Origin of the sequence: Flavobacterium collinsii (genome assembly GCF_946903285.1) — a bacterium.
Lineage (GTDB): Bacteria > Bacteroidota > Bacteroidia > Flavobacteriales > Flavobacteriaceae > Flavobacterium > Flavobacterium collinsii.
In genome coordinates this window covers 1,061,130-1,078,788 of record NZ_OX336425.1, presented here as the reverse complement: position 1 = coordinate 1,078,788, position 17,659 = coordinate 1,061,130, and the positions used below count along the sequence as shown (strand labels likewise).

The 17,659-nt window shown below is 31.1% G+C and carries 15 protein-coding genes, 1 tRNA gene and 1 pseudogene; 9 read left to right on the top strand and 8 right to left on the bottom strand.

Annotated elements, in window-relative coordinates; genetic code table 11:
• Positions 1 to 2: 2 nt before the first annotated feature.
• From OGZ34_RS04800 to OGZ34_RS04790, 3 genes are all read right to left on the bottom strand, one after another.
• Positions 3 to 1,682, bottom strand: a complete 1,680-nt coding sequence (locus OGZ34_RS04800) for a DUF6909 family protein (protein ID WP_173968151.1) — start codon at positions 1,680 to 1,682, stop codon at positions 3 to 5.
• Between the two features lie 129 nt (positions 1,683 to 1,811).
• Positions 1,812 to 3,296, bottom strand: coding sequence for a GH3 auxin-responsive promoter family protein (locus OGZ34_RS04795; RefSeq protein ID WP_263362299.1), 1,485 nt, complete (start codon positions 3,294 to 3,296; stop codon positions 1,812 to 1,814).
• 11 nt (positions 3,297 to 3,307) lie between these two features.
• Positions 3,308 to 3,808 carry a peptidase gene (locus OGZ34_RS04790; RefSeq protein ID WP_263362298.1) on the bottom strand — a complete coding sequence of 167 codons (501 nt, stop codon included), beginning with the start codon at positions 3,806 to 3,808 and terminating at the stop codon, positions 3,308 to 3,310.
• 211 nt (positions 3,809 to 4,019) lie between these two features.
• On the opposite strand from OGZ34_RS04790, the gene OGZ34_RS04785 reads away from it, so the two are divergent.
• Positions 4,020 to 4,208: a Sec-independent protein translocase subunit TatA/TatB gene (locus OGZ34_RS04785; protein ID WP_041519852.1), complete on the top strand. Its 189-nt coding sequence runs from the start codon at positions 4,020 to 4,022 to the stop codon at positions 4,206 to 4,208.
• Positions 4,209 to 4,282: 74 nt separating this feature from the next.
• Here OGZ34_RS04785 and OGZ34_RS04780 read toward each other — a convergent pair whose 3' ends face one another.
• A complete protein-coding gene (locus OGZ34_RS04780; RefSeq protein ID WP_263362297.1) occupies positions 4,283 to 6,406 on the bottom strand; it encodes a Tex family protein in 2,124 nt (707 codons plus the stop codon).
• Between the two features lie 116 nt (positions 6,407 to 6,522).
• Between OGZ34_RS04780 and OGZ34_RS04775 the strand changes: the two genes are divergently transcribed.
• Positions 6,523 to 6,792 carry a DUF1294 domain-containing protein gene (locus OGZ34_RS04775; protein WP_263362296.1) on the top strand — a complete coding sequence of 90 codons (270 nt, stop codon included), beginning with the start codon at positions 6,523 to 6,525 and terminating at the stop codon, positions 6,790 to 6,792.
• Between the two features lie 145 nt (positions 6,793 to 6,937).
• Here OGZ34_RS04775 and rpiB read toward each other — a convergent pair whose 3' ends face one another.
• A complete protein-coding gene (gene rpiB, locus OGZ34_RS04770) occupies positions 6,938 to 7,369 on the bottom strand; it encodes a ribose 5-phosphate isomerase B (RefSeq protein WP_263362295.1) in 432 nt (143 codons plus the stop codon).
• Between the two features lie 206 nt (positions 7,370 to 7,575).
• On the opposite strand from rpiB, the gene OGZ34_RS04765 reads away from it, so the two are divergent.
• The 4 genes and pseudogenes from OGZ34_RS04765 to OGZ34_RS04750 all read left to right on the top strand — a co-directional run bounded on the left by OGZ34_RS04765 (position 7,576) and on the right by OGZ34_RS04750 (position 12,228).
• Entirely contained in the window at positions 7,576 to 9,552 is a 1,977-nt protein-coding gene (locus tag OGZ34_RS04765; protein ID WP_263362294.1) for a hypothetical protein, read from the top strand.
• Positions 9,527 to 10,006: a hypothetical protein gene (locus OGZ34_RS04760; protein WP_263362293.1), complete on the top strand. Its 480-nt coding sequence runs from the start codon at positions 9,527 to 9,529 to the stop codon at positions 10,004 to 10,006. Before OGZ34_RS04765 ends, OGZ34_RS04760 begins: the two co-directional genes overlap by 26 nt.
• Before the next feature lie 127 nt (positions 10,007 to 10,133).
• Complete coding sequence (locus OGZ34_RS04755) at positions 10,134 to 10,544, top strand: hypothetical protein (protein ID WP_263362292.1); 411 nt, start codon at positions 10,134 to 10,136, stop codon at positions 10,542 to 10,544.
• Between the two features lie 847 nt (positions 10,545 to 11,391).
• A pseudogene (locus tag OGZ34_RS04750) lies at positions 11,392 to 12,228 on the top strand (thioredoxin family protein).
• A 647-nt stretch (positions 12,229 to 12,875) separates the two neighbouring features.
• Here OGZ34_RS04750 and OGZ34_RS04745 read toward each other — a convergent pair.
• Positions 12,876 to 13,109 (bottom strand): DUF2007 domain-containing protein, encoded by a 234-nt coding sequence (locus OGZ34_RS04745; RefSeq protein WP_263362291.1) that lies wholly within the window; start codon positions 13,107 to 13,109, stop codon positions 12,876 to 12,878.
• A 174-nt stretch (positions 13,110 to 13,283) separates the two neighbouring features.
• Between OGZ34_RS04745 and rnr the strand changes: the two genes are divergently transcribed.
• From rnr to OGZ34_RS04730, 3 genes are read left to right on the top strand one after another with little or no spacing between them, the layout of a single operon-like run.
• Positions 13,284 to 15,461: a ribonuclease R gene (gene rnr / locus OGZ34_RS04740; RefSeq protein WP_263362290.1), complete on the top strand. Its 2,178-nt coding sequence runs from the start codon at positions 13,284 to 13,286 to the stop codon at positions 15,459 to 15,461.
• Positions 15,462 to 15,488: 27 nt separating this feature from the next.
• On the top strand, positions 15,489 to 16,157 hold the full coding sequence (locus tag OGZ34_RS04735) for a head GIN domain-containing protein (RefSeq protein ID WP_173968159.1): 669 nt from the start codon (positions 15,489 to 15,491) through the stop codon (positions 16,155 to 16,157).
• 14 nt (positions 16,158 to 16,171) lie between these two features.
• Positions 16,172 to 16,849 carry a LysE family translocator gene (locus OGZ34_RS04730; RefSeq protein WP_173968160.1) on the top strand — a complete coding sequence of 226 codons (678 nt, stop codon included), beginning with the start codon at positions 16,172 to 16,174 and terminating at the stop codon, positions 16,847 to 16,849.
• Between the two features lie 262 nt (positions 16,850 to 17,111).
• On the opposite strand, the gene OGZ34_RS04725 is transcribed toward OGZ34_RS04730, so the two are convergent.
• Positions 17,112 to 17,182, bottom strand: a tRNA-Cys gene (locus OGZ34_RS04725).
• A gap of 94 nt (positions 17,183 to 17,276) precedes the next feature.
• Positions 17,277 to 17,636: a dihydroneopterin aldolase gene (gene folB, locus OGZ34_RS04720; protein ID WP_263362289.1), complete on the bottom strand. Its 360-nt coding sequence runs from the start codon at positions 17,634 to 17,636 to the stop codon at positions 17,277 to 17,279.
• Between the last annotated feature and the right edge of the window lie 23 nt (positions 17,637 to 17,659).

The window sequence follows — 17,659 nt, the reverse complement described above, 5'->3', positions numbered from 1 at the left end:
GGTTATTTTACGTTGAAAATTTGTTCTAAAATTTTAATGGTAATCAGATAAGTTGGTTTTACACCGGTAGTACCTAATCCGCCTGAAGCTAATGTGCTGCCTGTTTCTAATGGATTATCTGATGCATAATAAGCATAACGAACCTTGATATCATGCGGTACACTTTTTCTTATTTTAGAGGCAGACTGAATCGCTTTCTGATAATAAGAACCTTCCATTTCCAGACCAATTACACCCCAGGTCGATTCGTGAAAGAATTTCAATAAATCTCTGTTTTGCAATGATGTTCCTAAAACGGTAACCATTGCCCCTTCGAAAACAGCAATGTCGTTGCCTTCAAACATAGCTCCGGTTAATTCGTTTTCAAAGAAATAGTTATCAGCTGTTCCTTCATTTATATGCGCAGTTGGGATCATGATATCTCCTTTTCCACCTTCTAAAATTCCGGCTTTCCCCATAATCGAAACTGATTTCACATTCAGTAAAGTTTCTTTTTTAAATGGTTTTAAAAGTTCATCAATCGTTTCGTATGCCTGCTCCCCAAAAGCATAATCCATTACAATAATAACCGGTGCAGCTTCATCAAGAACAGCTTTTGGAAATGCCGTTTTTGCCCAGTCAATTTTGGCAGTGTCAAAAATCTGAACATCGATATTCGTTCCAGAACTATCCGGTAGGGAAATCATACCATTTTTTAATGCAAGCTCTTCTACAAGCCCTCTAATTTCTTTTGCTCCTGATTTGCTTAACTCTTCGTAAATATAAAAATCAGACTTATCCTTAAATTTTGTTTTTAACAACGGAGTTGCAAAAATGGAATTCATTACACTGTGCATATTGGCACTTATAACGTGAATCGGACGCTTTAAAAGATTATTTGCTTTCAGAACTTCCTTGATGTTGGTTGCCCAGATTTCACCATGGATATGATGTCCTAAACGCTCTCTTAAAACCGGACTAAATGTAATGGTACGCTTATTATTGTCGATAACTTCTTCAATCGCTAATTTCCCTAACCAGTAAATAACGTGAAGGAAACGATCCGGAGCATTTTCTGATCCAAAAGCGTCATAAATATCCAACACCTCTTCAAAGGTTCTTGCCAGAATATTGGCAACATGAGAGATTGCTTTTTCTTTTTCAATCTGAGAAAGTTTTTTCGTCTGCAATACAGCTTGCTCTAATTTCATCCAATCGCGTGAAACCTCTCCTCCATCATCCAGTAAAACTCTGTTTTTAATTTTATGTGATTCGATAAAAATAAAAGTCAAATGCGTCAGAATATCGTAAATATCAGATCGGCCACGAGTGATTTCAACGTTCATTTGTTCCTCATCAATTCGGTAACAGTTTCTCCTTCTTTTTGGAGGAACAATTGGCTGAAAATGTGATTTAGAATATCCTTCGTCCGAAGTTAAATTAATAAAACGACATTGCTCAATTCCTATTGGTAAACGCTCTATAACGTACAAAAGCCCATTAAGTTCTACTTTTTCTTCACCTATATTTCCGTAAATTTCCGGACGTAATGCTAATAATGATTCACGTAAACTATCGCCCGAAACTCCCATTGGTTTATAAAAACCACGGTTGAATAAGTGACGCATTGTAATGTACATTTTTTCTATAGCAGCAGACGATTCCTGTGCTCTTGATCGTGATATATGTTTGGTTTCTTTCATGCTTATTTTATTTTAAAATCTTCTGTTTTGGGAAGATGTATTTTGTGTTTTTCAGTCAACGAAAATAGTAATTAAAAACTACACTTACATAAAACTGCAGTGTTACTAAACTGTTGTTTCATTATGATTTTATCTTAAATTATCGGCAATATCTCTATTATTTGATAATCTCGGTGTTTTATTCTGTCCGCCTAATTTTCCTTGCGATTTCATGTATTCCTGAAATGCGTTTTTAGAAACTTTGGTTACGACTACTTTTCGCAAAACATTTCCTGTAATCAAATCATCATAATAAATGTTTTGCTTTCTCATCGAATTGTCAATCGCTTCCTCGAAAGTGTCGATACTTTCAGGTTCGGTTTCAAATTCTACAAACCATTCGTGATATGGCAATCCGCTTAAAGGATTTATTTGTGGTGCAACTGTGAATTCGTTAATTACAATATTAGTTCCTTCTGTCGCTTCTTTCATTGCATTTTCGACTTCGTTTGCAATAACGTGTTCTCCAAAGGCCGAAATATAATGTTTAATTCTTCCTGAAACGATTACTCTGTGCGGAAACAATGAAGTAAACTGCACGGTATCGCCAATATTATAACGCCAAAGTCCTGCGTTAGTCGAAATAATCATGGCATAATTTACACCAATTTCCACTTCGCCAATTGTCAAACTTTTAGGATTAGGTTCAAAGAATTCGTCGGCTTTAATAAACTCATAGAAAATTCCTGAATTTAATAAAAGTAACATTCCTTTTGCTTTTTGAGAATCCTGATAAGCAAAAAATCCTTCGGAAGCTGGAAACAACTCAATGCTGTCTACTTTTCTACCAATCATGTTTTCGAACTTGGCGCGATACGGTTCGTAATTAACTCCTCCGTAAATAAACAAATTAAAGTTCTTGAACAGATTTCCTATTTTTTTACCGCCGCTTTTTTCTTGTAAACGCTCAAAATACATTTGAACCCAAGATGGAATCCCGGAAATAATGGTCATATCCTGCTCAATGGTTTCTTCGACAATGGCATCAATTTTAGTTTCCCAGTCTTCGATACAATTGGTTTCCCAAGATGGCATTCGATTTTTTTGAAGATATTTTGGAACAAAGTGCGCTCCAATTCCTGATAATCTTCCAAATTTGATTCCGTACTTTTCAACTAAAATCGGACTTCCTTGCAGGAAAATCATTTTTCCATCAACAAAATCAGCATTTCCAGTTTCATATATATAGTGAAGAATTGCATTTCGCGAAGCTTCAATATGATAGGGCATCGACTCTTTAGTCAGCGGAATATACTTCGCGCCAGATGTAGTTCCGGATGTTTTTGCAAAATAAAGCGGTTTTCCTTTCCACAGAATATTTTTTTCTCCCATTCGAACTTTGTCGATATAAGGTTTTAAATCTTCATAATCCCGAATTGGAACACGCTTCTTGAAATCGTGAACTGTCTTAATTTTATCAAAATGATGATCAACACCAAACTGAGTTTCTTTAGCGCTATTAACCAAACTTTTAAATACGGCCTGTTGAGTCTCAACGGGCTTATTGGCCCAAGCCGTTGTTTGATAATATATGGTGCTGGCAAATAATTTTGCTGCTACTGATTTAATAGACATTGTTTAATATATTATTTCTTGTCACTTTTGTTTTTATTTCGGGTCTTTTCACCCGACTCCTTCTCCATTCTGGCCACCTCTTCTCTTAGTTTAATCTCTTCTTCTGTTGGCTTCATATCCACCTCTGAAGGTTCATCTGCTTCTGCTAGAATAGAATCTTTATTGAATTTTGCATACTCCAGTTCTCCTCTTAAAACCTTTTGAATTCCTTTTATATACGCCTCATTTTTTTTTAAAGCAGTTTCTAATGAATCTGATTTTATCGCCAATTCCGTTGCATTCTTTTTTAGTTCAGAAGAAGAATATCCAGGAATAAATTCACGTAAAGGCGTGAAAGCAATGATGAAAGTGGTGATTAAAATTAAAAAAATCCCCCCCAAAGTAAACGTCACAAAAACGTTCATTAAATTAAGTTTGAATGAAAAAATTTCTTCAAAAGTATCCTCATTCAAAATCACCAATCGGTTTTTGATGAATAATCTTTTCCTGAAATTGAACTTTTTCTTGGTCATTATGGCTATTTAATACGAGCAAATATAATAATTAATCGTCTTGTTACTGCGGAACAAAAATGAACGAATACACTTATTTTACTATTTTATAAAATATTTAACGCTGTCACAAACAAATATTTTAATCCAAATCCTGTTGTTCTTCGTATATTCTATATACATTTGCGGAACAATTAGAAATCAATTTGCTTCGGCATTAAATATACAAACCATGGGAAGATTAGGTCTTACAGAAATCCTTGTAATAGTAGGTATCGTGATATTACTTTTTGGAGGTAAAAAAATTCCGGAATTAATGAAAGGTTTAGGAAGTGGAATTAAGGAATTTAAGAACGCTGCTAAAGACGATCAAACCGCGCCTACGCCTCCTGTTAAAAAAGAAGAGGAAGAAACAAAATAATAACTTTCGAGTTGTTAGAAATCCCAAATTGCAATTATTAAGATTGTAATTTGGGATTTTTTTTATTCCATATTTTATAATACCATCGTCAACTGAATTCTCTTTCTATCCTCATCAACTTCAGTAACCTTTACGTCAACATGCTGATGCAATTTTACCACCTCGTTTACATCGCTCACAAAACCTGCCTTTAACTGAGAAATGTGAACCAATCCGCTTTCTTTAATTCCGATATCAACAAAACAACCAAAATTGGTAATATTATTCACAATTCCCGGTAAAATCATTCCGGTTTTCAAATCTTTAATTGATTTTACGTTTGCATCAAATTCAAAAACCTTAGCCGACTTTCTTGGGTCTAATCCAGGCTTTTCAAGCTCTTTTATGATGTCTTTTAAAGTCAATAACCCAATTTCAGGAGTAATATAGTTTTCGGCCTTAATAAGAGCCGTTTTCTCCTTATTCGCAATTAGATCATTCACAGAAAGTTTTAAGTCTTTTGCCATCTTTTCAACAACCGGATAAGCTTCCGGGTGCACAGCCGAATTGTCCAGCGGATTTTTAGCATTTGTAATTCTAATAAAAGCAGCCCCTTGCTGATAAGCCTTATCACCTAAACGAGGTACTTTTTTCAGCTGCTTTCTGTCTTCAAAAGGACCATTTTCGGAACGGTATTGAACAATATTTTCGGCCAGCTTCTCTCCTATCCCACTCACATAACTCAATAAATGTTTACTCGCCGTATTGATATTGATTCCAACCGAGTTCACACAACGAATTACCGTATTATCTAATTCTTCTTTTAATTTCGTCTGATCCACATCGTGTTGGTACTGTCCAACTCCAATTGCTTTTGGATCAATCTTCACCAATTCTGCCAAAGGATCTGAAAGTCGTCTTCCAATAGAAACCGATCCACGAACCGTAACATCATAGTTTGGAAATTCTTCCCTCGCAATTTTTGATGCTGAATATACCGACGCTCCCGCTTCAGAAACAATAAAAACCTGTAACGGTTTATCGAACGCGATTTTTTTGATGAAAAATTCCGTTTCACGCGAAGCAGTACCGTTTCCAATAGAAATCGCATCAATTTGATAAGCGTTTACCATAGAACGGATTTTTTTGATCGCCATGGTTTCCTCATTTTGAGGCGCATGCGGATAAATTGTTTCATTATACAACAAATCTCCTTTTTCGTCTAAACAAACTACTTTACAACCGCTTCTAAATCCGGGATCTATGGCCAAAATACGTTTTTCACCCAAAGGCGGTGCTAATAACAACTGTCCTAAATTATTTGCAAAAACCTGGATTGAATTAGCATCCGCTTTTGCTTTTGCTTCTTGTAAAGTTTCATTTCCAATAGCAGGATTTAACAATCGTTTGTAACTGTCTTCAATCGCTAGCTGTAAATGTGCTGTTGTACTATTTTGTTTTTTAATGATGATTTCGTCAATAATATCATAAGCTTCATCTAAACCAACATCAACTTTCATTTTCACAAAACCTTCGTTTTCAGCACGAAGCATTGCCAATAAACGATGTGAAGGCGCTTTTGTTAATGGTTCTTCCCAATCAAAATACTGGCTGAACTTTTGAGCTCCTTCTTCTTCACTCTTCTTTTTTACAACTTTAGTTCCAATAGTTGCTTTTCTTTGGTATAATCTACGCAATTGTTTACGAACATAAATGTTTTCGTTAATCCATTCGGCAACAATATCTCTAGCACCTTGCATGGCAGCTTCCTCATTAACAACATTTTCATTCAGATATTGTGTCGAAATAAAATCAACATCAACATCATTTTCAGACATAATGATTTTTGCCAAAGGTTCTAAACCAAATTCGCGTGCCACATCTGCCTTTGTTTTTTTCTTCTTTTTGTACGGAAGATAAAAATCTTCTATTTCTTGTAAATCAAAACTTTGCTCAATCTTATGCTTCAATTCAGGCGTAAGTGATTTTTGTTCTTCTATCGATTTTAAAACCGCCTCTTTACGTTTTACGATCGTTTCATATTCCTTTTGAAGTTTTGCAATCTGCTCGATCTGAACTTCATCAAGATTTCCGGTCGTATCCTTTCGGTAACGGGAAATAAACGGAATCGTGCAATCTTCTTCTAATAATTTTACCGTGTTTTGAATGTTAATTGCTGCTGTTGTTACAGACTTCGCAATAAATTGAATATTAGTCATACTTTATAATGAAATAATTTCTGGATTAGAAAATGAGATAACCTGTCTTTCAAAATCAACAACAGATTAAACAATCACCCGGCTAAAATAATATCTTTGTTTTTAATTTTTAGCCAATGGAAGTTTTATTAACGTATTTTTTAGTTGTAAATATCACCGTTTTTATTCTCGCGGGATATGATAAATATCAAGCCCGAAAAAACAAACAAAGAATTCCCGAAAATACCTTGTTTCTTCTGGAAGCTATTGGTGGAACTGTCGGATTATTGTTAGCAATGTTATCCTTCAGACATAAAACGAGTAAATCTTCTTTTATTATAAAATTCTCATTTATTTTTTTCATTCAGATTGTCTTGATCTATCTAAAATTAAAGGCTAAGATTTAAACATTTGCATTGTTAATAACTACATAAATACCTTTTTATCAAATATTTAAATCTATTATTTAAACAAAAAACCGGATGAATTATTAAAATCCGCCCGGGTTATTTATATTATATTTGGTGCGAAGCAACCGCAATTTTTGACTTTTTACTGACAAGCTATTTTATTTACTCTGTTTTGATGCCTTCCACCTTCAAATTCAGTTGTTAAAAAGGTTTCAACAATTTCAACTGCTTGTGGAATAGACGTAAAACGTGCCGGAATACTCACAATATTGGCATCATTGTGTAAACGTGTTAAATAGGCTATTTCTTTAGTCCAGCATAACCCAGCTCTCACTTTAGGATGTTTATTTGCAGTCATAGCAATTCCGTTTCCGCTTCCGCAGATTACGATTCCAAAATCAGCTTTCCCTTCAGATACATCATTCGCAACCGGATGACCAAAATCCGGATAATCAACAGAAGCATCTGTATCTGTACCATAATTAGTTACCTCATATCCCTTTGCTTCAAGCATTGCAACAATTGCTTTTTTATATTCTGGTCCTGCGTGGTCGTTTCCTATTGAAATTTTCATTTTATAATACTATTAAGTTGTGTACTGCAAATTTACTTAAAGTAGGCCAAAGCATTTTATAATAGTTTCAAATATTTTCAAACTTGGCTTTACTACAGATAATATAGAAATAATGTCTTACAAAATTTATTCATAAAAATTTGTATTATCTAAGTTTTATACTACTTTTAATTTAAATAACCAATTTATAATCAAAAATATATGCCATGAAAAAAATTAAACTCATTAACCTAATTTTATTAACCTTTGTTTCTTTCTCATTTTACAATTGTAACAAAGAACCATTTGAAGATACTAGTGAACAAGCTAAAAATTCGGAATTTCTTTCAAACATCAAACAAGAAAATACCACTTTAGATGAAGTTAAAAAAGACCTTTACTTAAATCCTATATTAAGCAATGCTTCTAAAAAAATAAGAATACACGGAGTAACTTCTAAAAATATAAATTTAGAATCTTTAAATTTATCTAACCAAGTTAAAAAATATACGTTAGATGATTATACTTCTTATACTATTCCTATAATCAATGAATTTGGAAATTCATATATCTTTCAAAATCTTGTAATAGAAAAAGATATTCTAAGAGATGCTGTTTATTTGGTAACCTATTATCCAGATGAAAACTACAAAGAGTCTATTAAAAAGAATCTTGTAAACATCAATGATAACATTGATTATACTGGAAGTAAAAAAATAGAGTTTTTGTACTACAAGCGAAAAGTAAATATTGAAGAAAAAATAGTAACTACAAAAACTGCAAAAAGTTCAAGTGAAACATTTCCTGATGATGATATTGATGAACCATATACAGTTTGTGTAGAAACTTATAGACCAGTAAATTGTAGTGCAGGCGGAAATCATTCACCTGGTCAGCCATGTTCTGGCACTGGAAGCCAAAGAGCAGGCTGGATAGTTTCAGAAAGTTGTACCAGCATATTTCCACAAATTCCAAATGATCCTGGCCCTGGTCCTGGATGCACAGGTTGTACAACTCCAGTTAGTGGTACAACTGGAGCAGGAGCTTATTTTCCTCCAGACAGCCAAAATCCAAATTGGATACCACAATATATTTGTGTAGCAATGGAAAGAGGTAATTGTACTAAAGTAATTCCCTACACTCCAATTTTAACAACACAAATGACAGATCCTTATTTTAATTATATAAATGTATTTGATCGAAATAAGTTTGATCTTTTTAACAGATTTGAAAATCAAGATATACGAACTGTAATAGATGAATATCTTGATAATCATAAAAACTATATGGGGAGTTATGATATAGAAACCATTAATTTGGTAAATAATGTTTTTGATGCGGCAATTGCAAATCGAGCACCAGGGTCTTTTGAAGGTTCACTTACTGATGTTTGGGCATCACTAAGATCTCCTGTAAATGTAGATCGTACAAGTATTGATAATAATACTACCGAAGGAAAAAAATTTAATAGTATTTATAATGCTTTGACCCAATCTACTTCATTTCAAAAATTATTTGTTGATTTGTTTGAAAATAGTGATAGATTTAATGTAAAATTTGAAATTCTTGACCATGTTTATTCAGGTAATAACCCGGCAAATGGAGAAGTAAACGGAAATACAGAACTAATAGCAGGAACCAACGATGTTCTTATAAAAATAAATAAACAAATAATTCTTCCTGGTATGACCAAAAGCCAAAGTAAATTATTAATTGCCAAGACCATCATGCACGAATGTATACATGCCTACTTAGATATTAAACTTAAAAACTCGGGAGCAGGTGTGAGTATACCAAATATAAACAATAAAGATCTTTCTGAGCTTATAAATAGTCAATATAATGGTTTTAACGGAAATCAGGATCAACATAATTTTATATATAATCATATGTTACCCACTATGAGAACTATTCTTGCAGATATGAAGATTTTTTTAGTTTCTGAAGGAGAAAGTAACTATTTAGAAGGTTTAGTTCTCCATCCTGTTTCTCCTACACAAGATGTGAATTTCGACTGGAATGATTTTTATCAAAATATATCATTGTTAGGTTTACAAAATTGTTCTTTTTTCCAAAACGAAATAGGGATAATAAGGGAAAACCAAACAACAGGTGATTTTAATATACTTTCGACTGTTGATCCAATAAAAATGTATTATTTTAACCAATATAGAACTTATGCAAACTACCTTAGTAAAAATTAAAAACAACTATTTTTACATTTGTTTTTTGTGCTTTTCAATGAGTATATATAGTCAAAATTTTGAAAAAATTATAAATTCAGATACATTATATATTTACTTTAAAAATGATAATATCAATCAAATAAAAAGTTCAAATAACAGAGTTAATGAAGATAATCACAATTATGATTTTTATTTTTCTATTAAAGAAACAACTGTAAGACAATATTATACATTGTTTAATCATTATTTAATATCTCCAGAAGTAAAATGGGAAAAAAAATCATTTTTAAAAGAAAAAAAGGATCTTATAATAAACTATAATTTTCTCAAAAATTTAGGTTATCATGAAAGTGAAAAATTACTTGTAAAGAAAAAAAAAATATACATTATTGATCGTGATAATTTTTGTGGATCAAAAATAAAACTAGTTGAAGCAAAAATAACTGATAGAACTTTGCTTCCTGATGATTAATTTACTAAATAATTGTTCACTTAATATCTTTTTAAATTGCTTACAAAACTGTTCTTTTTTCCAGAATGAAATAGGGACATTTTTACCTAATGAGGGAGAACCAAAAACAATAGTAAATAAAGTGAAAATGAATAATTTTACTCAATACAAAAAAGAGATGGGAAGTATGGCTACATTAAATAAGATAATTTTGTTTGTGTTTTTTCAATTTTGCTTAAGTATCAAAACTTATTCACAAAATTTTGATAAAATTAGAAAAGCAGATACTATATACGTCTTTTTTAAGAAAGAGAATTTTAAACAAATGACCATGCCTCAAAAAAAAGGTTATGGAGACTATTTTTTTATTTTTAATGAATATTACAGAAATAAACATATTCTTTTTTATCATACTTCTTTAACTCCTGAAGAAAGAACAGAAAAAAAATATTTTTTAAAAAGAAATAAGGATCTTGTAGTTAATTATACATATTTAATAAATATGTACAATTATGAAGATGCTAAAGTGCTTTTTTTTAACAAAAAAAAAATTATTTGATAGATTATGATGAAATGGGTTGGTTTACCATAAAATTAAAAGAGGTTAAAGTATTTGATTATTCATATTTGACTCCTATTGAATGATTTTTTCTAAAAAAACAAGGCTTTCATAAAAAACAGCCTTGTTTTATCAATTTATAGTGGTAATAAAAATGTAAATCAATTAGAAATCAAATAGTTTAAATTATGAAAAAAATTAAATTTACTTAATTTGTTTTATCACTGCAACTTGTCTGTCACAAAACATCAAAAAACCTCAATATTTATTTGATAAAAATAATCAGCTAATTACGTCAGATCAATATAAAACTAAAATTGAGGATAAAAATCTGGAACTTTTTGTTTATGAACTAGATACTGCTTTTATTGCCAGGTTCAATAAAATAATAGATATTGGTATTTTATCATCATCTGAAATAAGCAGAATAAAAAATGAATTACAAAAAATAAGCAACAAAGAAATTGACAGTTCAAAAACTTTAATTATTAATTTCTTTTATAAAGTTAATCCAGAACCAAATGGAAGTTGTATTGATTATTATGTTACTGATACAAAATATAAAAAATACCTCAATAAAAATAAAGATATAATTCAGTTTTTTATAACCGAAAAAGATTATAACTATAAAGATAAGAATGTTTTACAAGATAGTAATAACATTATAAGTTCTTTATTTTTAAAATCTTATTTCTTTTGTGGTAATTATATCATTATAAAATCAAATGGCAATTTTTTTCGAAAATTAGGGGAATACAGACAAGAGGAAATACCAAAAAATGTAAAAAGTTTCTAGCCTTAAAATTTTTACTCTTTAACCTTTTAATAAAACCTAAAAAACGATACCATGAAAAAATATACTATTATACTAATTCTATTTACTTTTCAAATTACAAATGCTAATTGGCTTACATCCTACGAAGATGCTCAAAAAATGTCATTAACTACCAATAGATTTATTATTGTTGATTTCTGGGCAACTTGGTGCGGTCCTTGTTCGGAAATGGAAAAAAATGTATGAAACAATGAACAATTGCAAGAAACCCTTCAAGGATTTGTTAAATTAAAAATAGACATTGATACTAACCGGGAATTAGCTAATAAATACAGTGTAAATGGTGTTCCTAATATTTTAATCATAGATGCGAATGGTAAAGTTGTTCATAACATTTTAGGGTATCAGAATATACAAAATTTAAAATCTGAAATAGAAAAATTCAATTTATCAACAGAATTTATGTCTGCAGATTTAATAAACTATTTTAAAGCTAAAAACTTCAGTACTACAATTAAGATTACTCAGAAATATTATGATTTTTCTCTTCTGATAGATAAAAACATAAAGAAGAAAACTTTCAATGTCTGCAGAGAATACCTGAATGATTATAAAGTAACATTAGATAAAAAAGAAATTGATTATTCAAAAAAGAATCAAAAAATAGAATTGTATAAATTATATGAATTAGCTTATAATTTTGAATTTAATAAGCTAAACAAAAAAAATTTAGAGTTTAAAGCAGAAGAAATAGATCCTATAAATGAATACTCTTATTGGTTTTTAAAGTATTTAGCAGTAAAAGGTACTTCAAAAACAACGTCCGACATTGAAGAAATCTTAAAAAATAAAGGATTAGAAAGTGTTATTAACAAAGGAAATTATCTCTATTTTTTTTACACAAAATAAATGTTTTCATTAGTGAATTCGTAGCTATTCTCAACTGTCTTTATATCAAAACATTAACACTTATTAACATTATTAACAACGTTGTAAGTATCTCATAATCAATAAATAATAATCAGTTATTTTGTTAAAATTTTATAATGTTAATAGCAAAAGCTAATTCGTTGATATTCAATTAACTTTAAGTTAACATTATTTGTTAATAAGTTGAGATAGAAAATTAGAAGTTTTTTTTGGTCGTGTCGAAAAAAAACCTAATCCAAAACCGGAATGAAATAACCTAATAAAGTTTGAGGAATTTTTGGAAAAGTTATCAATATCAAAAATGCCATTTTCAACAAAAATCAACAAGTGAACTTATCTACAAAATCAATTCATTTATAGTTGTCAACCGTTGTTAATTAAAATACAAAAACTCTTATAAATTAGACTTTTAACTAAATATAAGTATGTTGATAACTCTAAATAACTAAGAGAAACTTCATTTCAATGCTTTTAAAAATAAATTTATAGCACATATTAACAAGCTATAATAACAAACAAAAATTAATTTAATTTAAATTTTTCTTTTTGTTGTATTTAATATATGTTGACAACTTTGAAAAGATTAAAAAGAAAAATATTTTTTGAAATTAAAAAAATAGAAGGATTCAAACAATTTTAAGTGGGTTATTAAGATTGTCCAGAATTTGCTGAACTTCTTCGAAATCGTTTGGATGAACTTTGAGTTTGATTCCGCCGAGAGCTGTGGTGTACATGGGAACAACAGAGAGAGTCATTTCGTTTTCAAAAAAAAACGGAATCTCTTCTTGTTCTAATAAGTGTTTCAGAACCACGGTTTCGTGTAAATAATTGAATACAGCAATGGTTTTAAAGCTTTCCATATCAGGTCTTTTTGTAAAGATACAGAAATGAGCTTTACTAAAATTTTGTTGGTACGACGAATTTGAAGAGACCAATTACAAATGACCTTTGAAAGTTATATTTTTAATAATTTATTTGTTAAAATCTATAATCTGATATCTTATTTGTAATTTTAACTTTTTAAGAAAAGATATATGAGTAAGAAAATTAGAAAGCCGATAAAAAAGGAGAAAGATTTCTCCAGTAAAATAATAAAAATTTTATCGCAAAGCCCAAATAAAGCATTCAACTACAAACAAATAGCAGCAAAGTTAGAACTTGATGATACCAAAAGCAGAAATGAGATTATAAAAGATTTAAAGATTCTCGCTGCTTCAAAAAAAATTATAGAATCAGAACCGGGTAAATATTTAGTAAAAGCCGAAAGTCAGGATTATTACGAAGGAACAATTGATATGACCAGCAGAAAAACGGCATATTTTATTTGTGATGAGTTTGCCGAAGATGTTTTTATCCCAACCAATAATTTGAACAGGGCATTAGACAAAGACAAAGTTAAAGTTTATGTGTACAACCGAAGAAAAGGTAAAAGGCCTGAAGGTGAGGTGATTAGTGTTGTAGAAAGAAATAAAACGGAGTTTGTTGGAGTAATAGATATTCAGGCCAATTTTGCTTTTGTATCTACCGCAAACCCTAAGATGTATACGGATATTTTTATTCCAAAAGATAAAATAGGGGAGGCCGAAAATGGTGATGTTGTTTTAGTTACCATTGAAGATTGGCCTAAAAGAGCCGATAGTCCGTTTGGATCTGTAATCAGAGTTTTAGGAAAACCAGGAGAACACAATACGGAGATTCATGCTATTTTGGCTGAATACGGTTTACCGGCAGATTTTCCGGTAGAAGTAGAAGTGTACGCGCAAAAAATAGATACTTCGATTCAGGAAGCTGAGATTGCAAAACGTCGTGATATGCGTGATACACTTACGTTTACGATAGATCCAAAGGATGCAAAAGATTTTGATGACGCATTGTCTTTCAAAAAGTTAGAGAATGGAAATTACGAAATAGGTATTCATATTGCCGATGTTTCGTATTATTTGGAAGAAGGAACGATCTTAGACGATGAAGCTTATCAACGTGCAACTTCGGTTTATTTAGTGGATAGAGTAGTGCCAATGCTTCCGGAAGTTTTATCTAATTTTGCTTGTTCGTTACGTCCGAATGAGGAGAAATATACTTTCTCAGCCATTTTTGAAGTTTCGCCAACTGCACAAGTTATCAACCAATGGTTTGGAAGAACAGTAATTTATTCCGATCAGCGATTTGCATACGAAGAAGCGCAATATATTATTGAAACAAAAGACAATACAATTCCTGTTGATGTTTCAATCACTGGAGAATCTTATGTGGTTTCGGATGAAATTACAGAAGCTACTTTAAAATTAGATGAATTAGCTAAGATTTTAAGAAAGAAAAGAATGGTCAATGGAGCAATTTCTTTTGATAAAGTCGAAGTAAAATTTAACCTGGATGCCGAAGGAGAACCGGAAGGAGTATACTTTAAAATTTCAAAAGATGCCAATCATTTAATTGAAGAATTCATGCTTTTAGCCAACAGAAAAGTGGCTGAGTACATTGGAAAGCAAAAGAAAACATTTGTTTATAGGATTCACGATGAACCTAATGAAGACAAGTTAATTGCGATGCAAACCGTAATTGCTAAATTTGGATATAAAATAGATTTTAGAAACAAAGGAGATATTTCGAAATCATTGAATGCTTTGATGGAAGAAGTAAATGGTAAAAAAGAGCAGAATTTAATTGATACTCTAGCTATTAGAAGTATGAGTAAAGCCAAATATTCGACAGAGAATATTGGTCATTATGGTTTAGCTTTTGATTATTACAGCCATTTTACATCGCCAATTCGTCGTTATCCGGACGTTATGGTACATCGTTTATTACAGTATTATTTGGACAATGGAGCTTCTGTAGATGAAGAAGCTTACGAAACAAAATGTTTACATTGTTCGAATATGGAAAGTTTAGCGACTAATGCTGAACGTGACAGTATCAAATACATGCAGGTAAAATACATGCAGGATCACCAGGACGAAGAATTCCTGGGAGTTATTTCGGGTGTTACAGAATGGGGAATTTATGTTGAAATTGTTTCCAACAAATGTGAGGGAATGGTAAGAATCAGAGAAATAAAAGATGATTACTATACTTTTGATGAAAAACAATATGCATTGGTTGGAGCCACTTCAAATAGCATTTTACAATTAGGAGATGAAATTTACGTAAAAGTTAAAAATGCTGATTTAGTTAAAAAACAATTGGATTTTCATTTTTTAAGAAGAGCATAATAGAAGTTTAATTAAAAAAATAAAAGTATGAAAAAGTTAATTATTGGAGCTGCAATTTTATTTGTTCAGATGTCTTTTGGTCAGGTTACCAAAGAATTAGGTGATTTTGATTCCGTTAAAGTATTTGATAAGTTAAGTGTAAAATTAGTTCAGTCTTCAGAGAACAAGATTGTGATTAAAGGAGCAAGAGAATCAGAAGTTGAAGTTGTTAACAAGAAAGGTTTATTAAAATTAAGGATGCCTTTTCCTAAGCTATTATCAGGAAATGATTTGGATATTACCGTATATTACAAACGTTTAGAGCTTATAGATGTCAATGAAGGAGCTAATGTAACCAGTAAAGATGTTATAAAAGCGACGGTATTTAAAGTAAGTGCACAAGAAGGCGGAACTATAAATGCTGAATTGAATGTTGATAAACTAAATGTAAGTTCGGTTTCCGGCGGTTCAATCACTTTAAGTGGTAAGGCAGATAATCAGGATGCGAGTCTTGGAGCCGGTGGTTATTTGCTGGCAAGTAAATTAAAGACCTCACAAACGAAAGTAAGCGTTTCTGCGGGAGGAAAAGCAGATGTGAATGCTTCAACCCTTGTTGATGCAAAAGTGAGCGCAGGAGGCTCTATTTACATTTATGGAAAACCGAAACAAATTAATCAGAAAACGGTTTTTGGAGGTAAAATCGAAGAAGTAAAATAAGAAATTGTATTTGAATGATAAATGATATTTTAGCTGGACTGCCATGGGGACTTTTTTTAAGTTTTATGGTAGGTCCGGTATTTTTTATACTATTGGAAACCAGTATTACAAAAGGATTCAGAGCTGCAATAGTTTTTGATCTTGGTGTAGTATTAGGTGATATTTTCTTTATTGCAGTTGCTTATTTGGGAAGTTACAGACTGATTCAGAGTTTAAAAGATAAACCTGCTCTTTTTATTTTTGGTGGAATTATTATGCTGGCCTATGGTATAATTTCTTTCGTAAGATTAAGGAAAGAAGAAAAGATTAACGATGAAGAAATTGATCGTGATATTATTAAAAGAAACTATGGAAGTTTATTTGTAAAAGGCTTTTTACTCAACGTTATTAACATTGGTGTACTTGGTTTCTGGTTAGCGGTTATTATTTCTGTTGGTCCAAAATTAGAAATGCAAAATTCAAGAATGTTTACTTTTTTTACTTCGGTTATCATAACCTATTTATTGGTTGACTGTCTTAAGATATTACTTGCCAAACAATTAAAATCAAAAATGACACCTACTAACATCCTGAAAATAAAGAAAGGAATCAGTATTGTTTTAATGGTTTTTGGAGTAGCTTTAATGATCCAGGGTTGGTTTCCAAAAGAGAAAGAAATGGTTAAAAATGCTTTTGAGAAGATTGAAAAGTAGTTGTTGATAACTCTGGAATATACTATAAAGTCTCTGAATTTCAGGGACTTTTTTATGTTTATAACTGTTAGTTTAGAACTTTGAAAAAGTTATTTTACGTAAAGTGTGTCGTTTCGACGAAGGAGAAATCTTCACAAGAAACTCCACAAAGATTGGACAATTGTTGTGAAGTTATTTACGAAGATGGTAAACAGGAAAGGTTTAAAAAATTTAGAAAAAATTAAAGATAAAAAAAACCTCTAAATTTCTTTAGAGGTTTTTGAGGCATCGTCCGGATTCGAACCGGAGTAGGAGCTTTTGCAGAGCCCAGCCTAGCCGCTCGGCCACGACGCCATTACTTGAACGGATGGCAAAAGTAATTAAAATCTTTAAAATTCAAAAGTTTCAAAGTAACTATTTTAAAAAATTAGTTCTTTTTTAGAAAAAATTACTTTCTGATTTCCGTCATTTTTATAGTAACTGTTTCAACATCACCACCAATAGGAGGATTTATTTTAGAAACCCAAACTGTCGTTTTTTCTATCATTTCTATCTCCGAAAGTACACGAATATTGATTCTTTTGGCAACATGCTCCAATAAATGAGACCGAATTGCCATTTCTTCGGTTACAATTTTGTTCAAATGTACATAATCTACAGTGTCTAATAAATGATCTGTTTGTGCTGATTTTTGTAAATTGGTTTTAATTTTTAGATCAACAGTGTAATCAGATCCAATTTTTCCTTCTTCAATCAAACATCCGTGGTACGAAAAAGTACGAATGTTTTTTAATTTTATAACTCCCATTTTTAATTTTAGTTTCAGGTTTT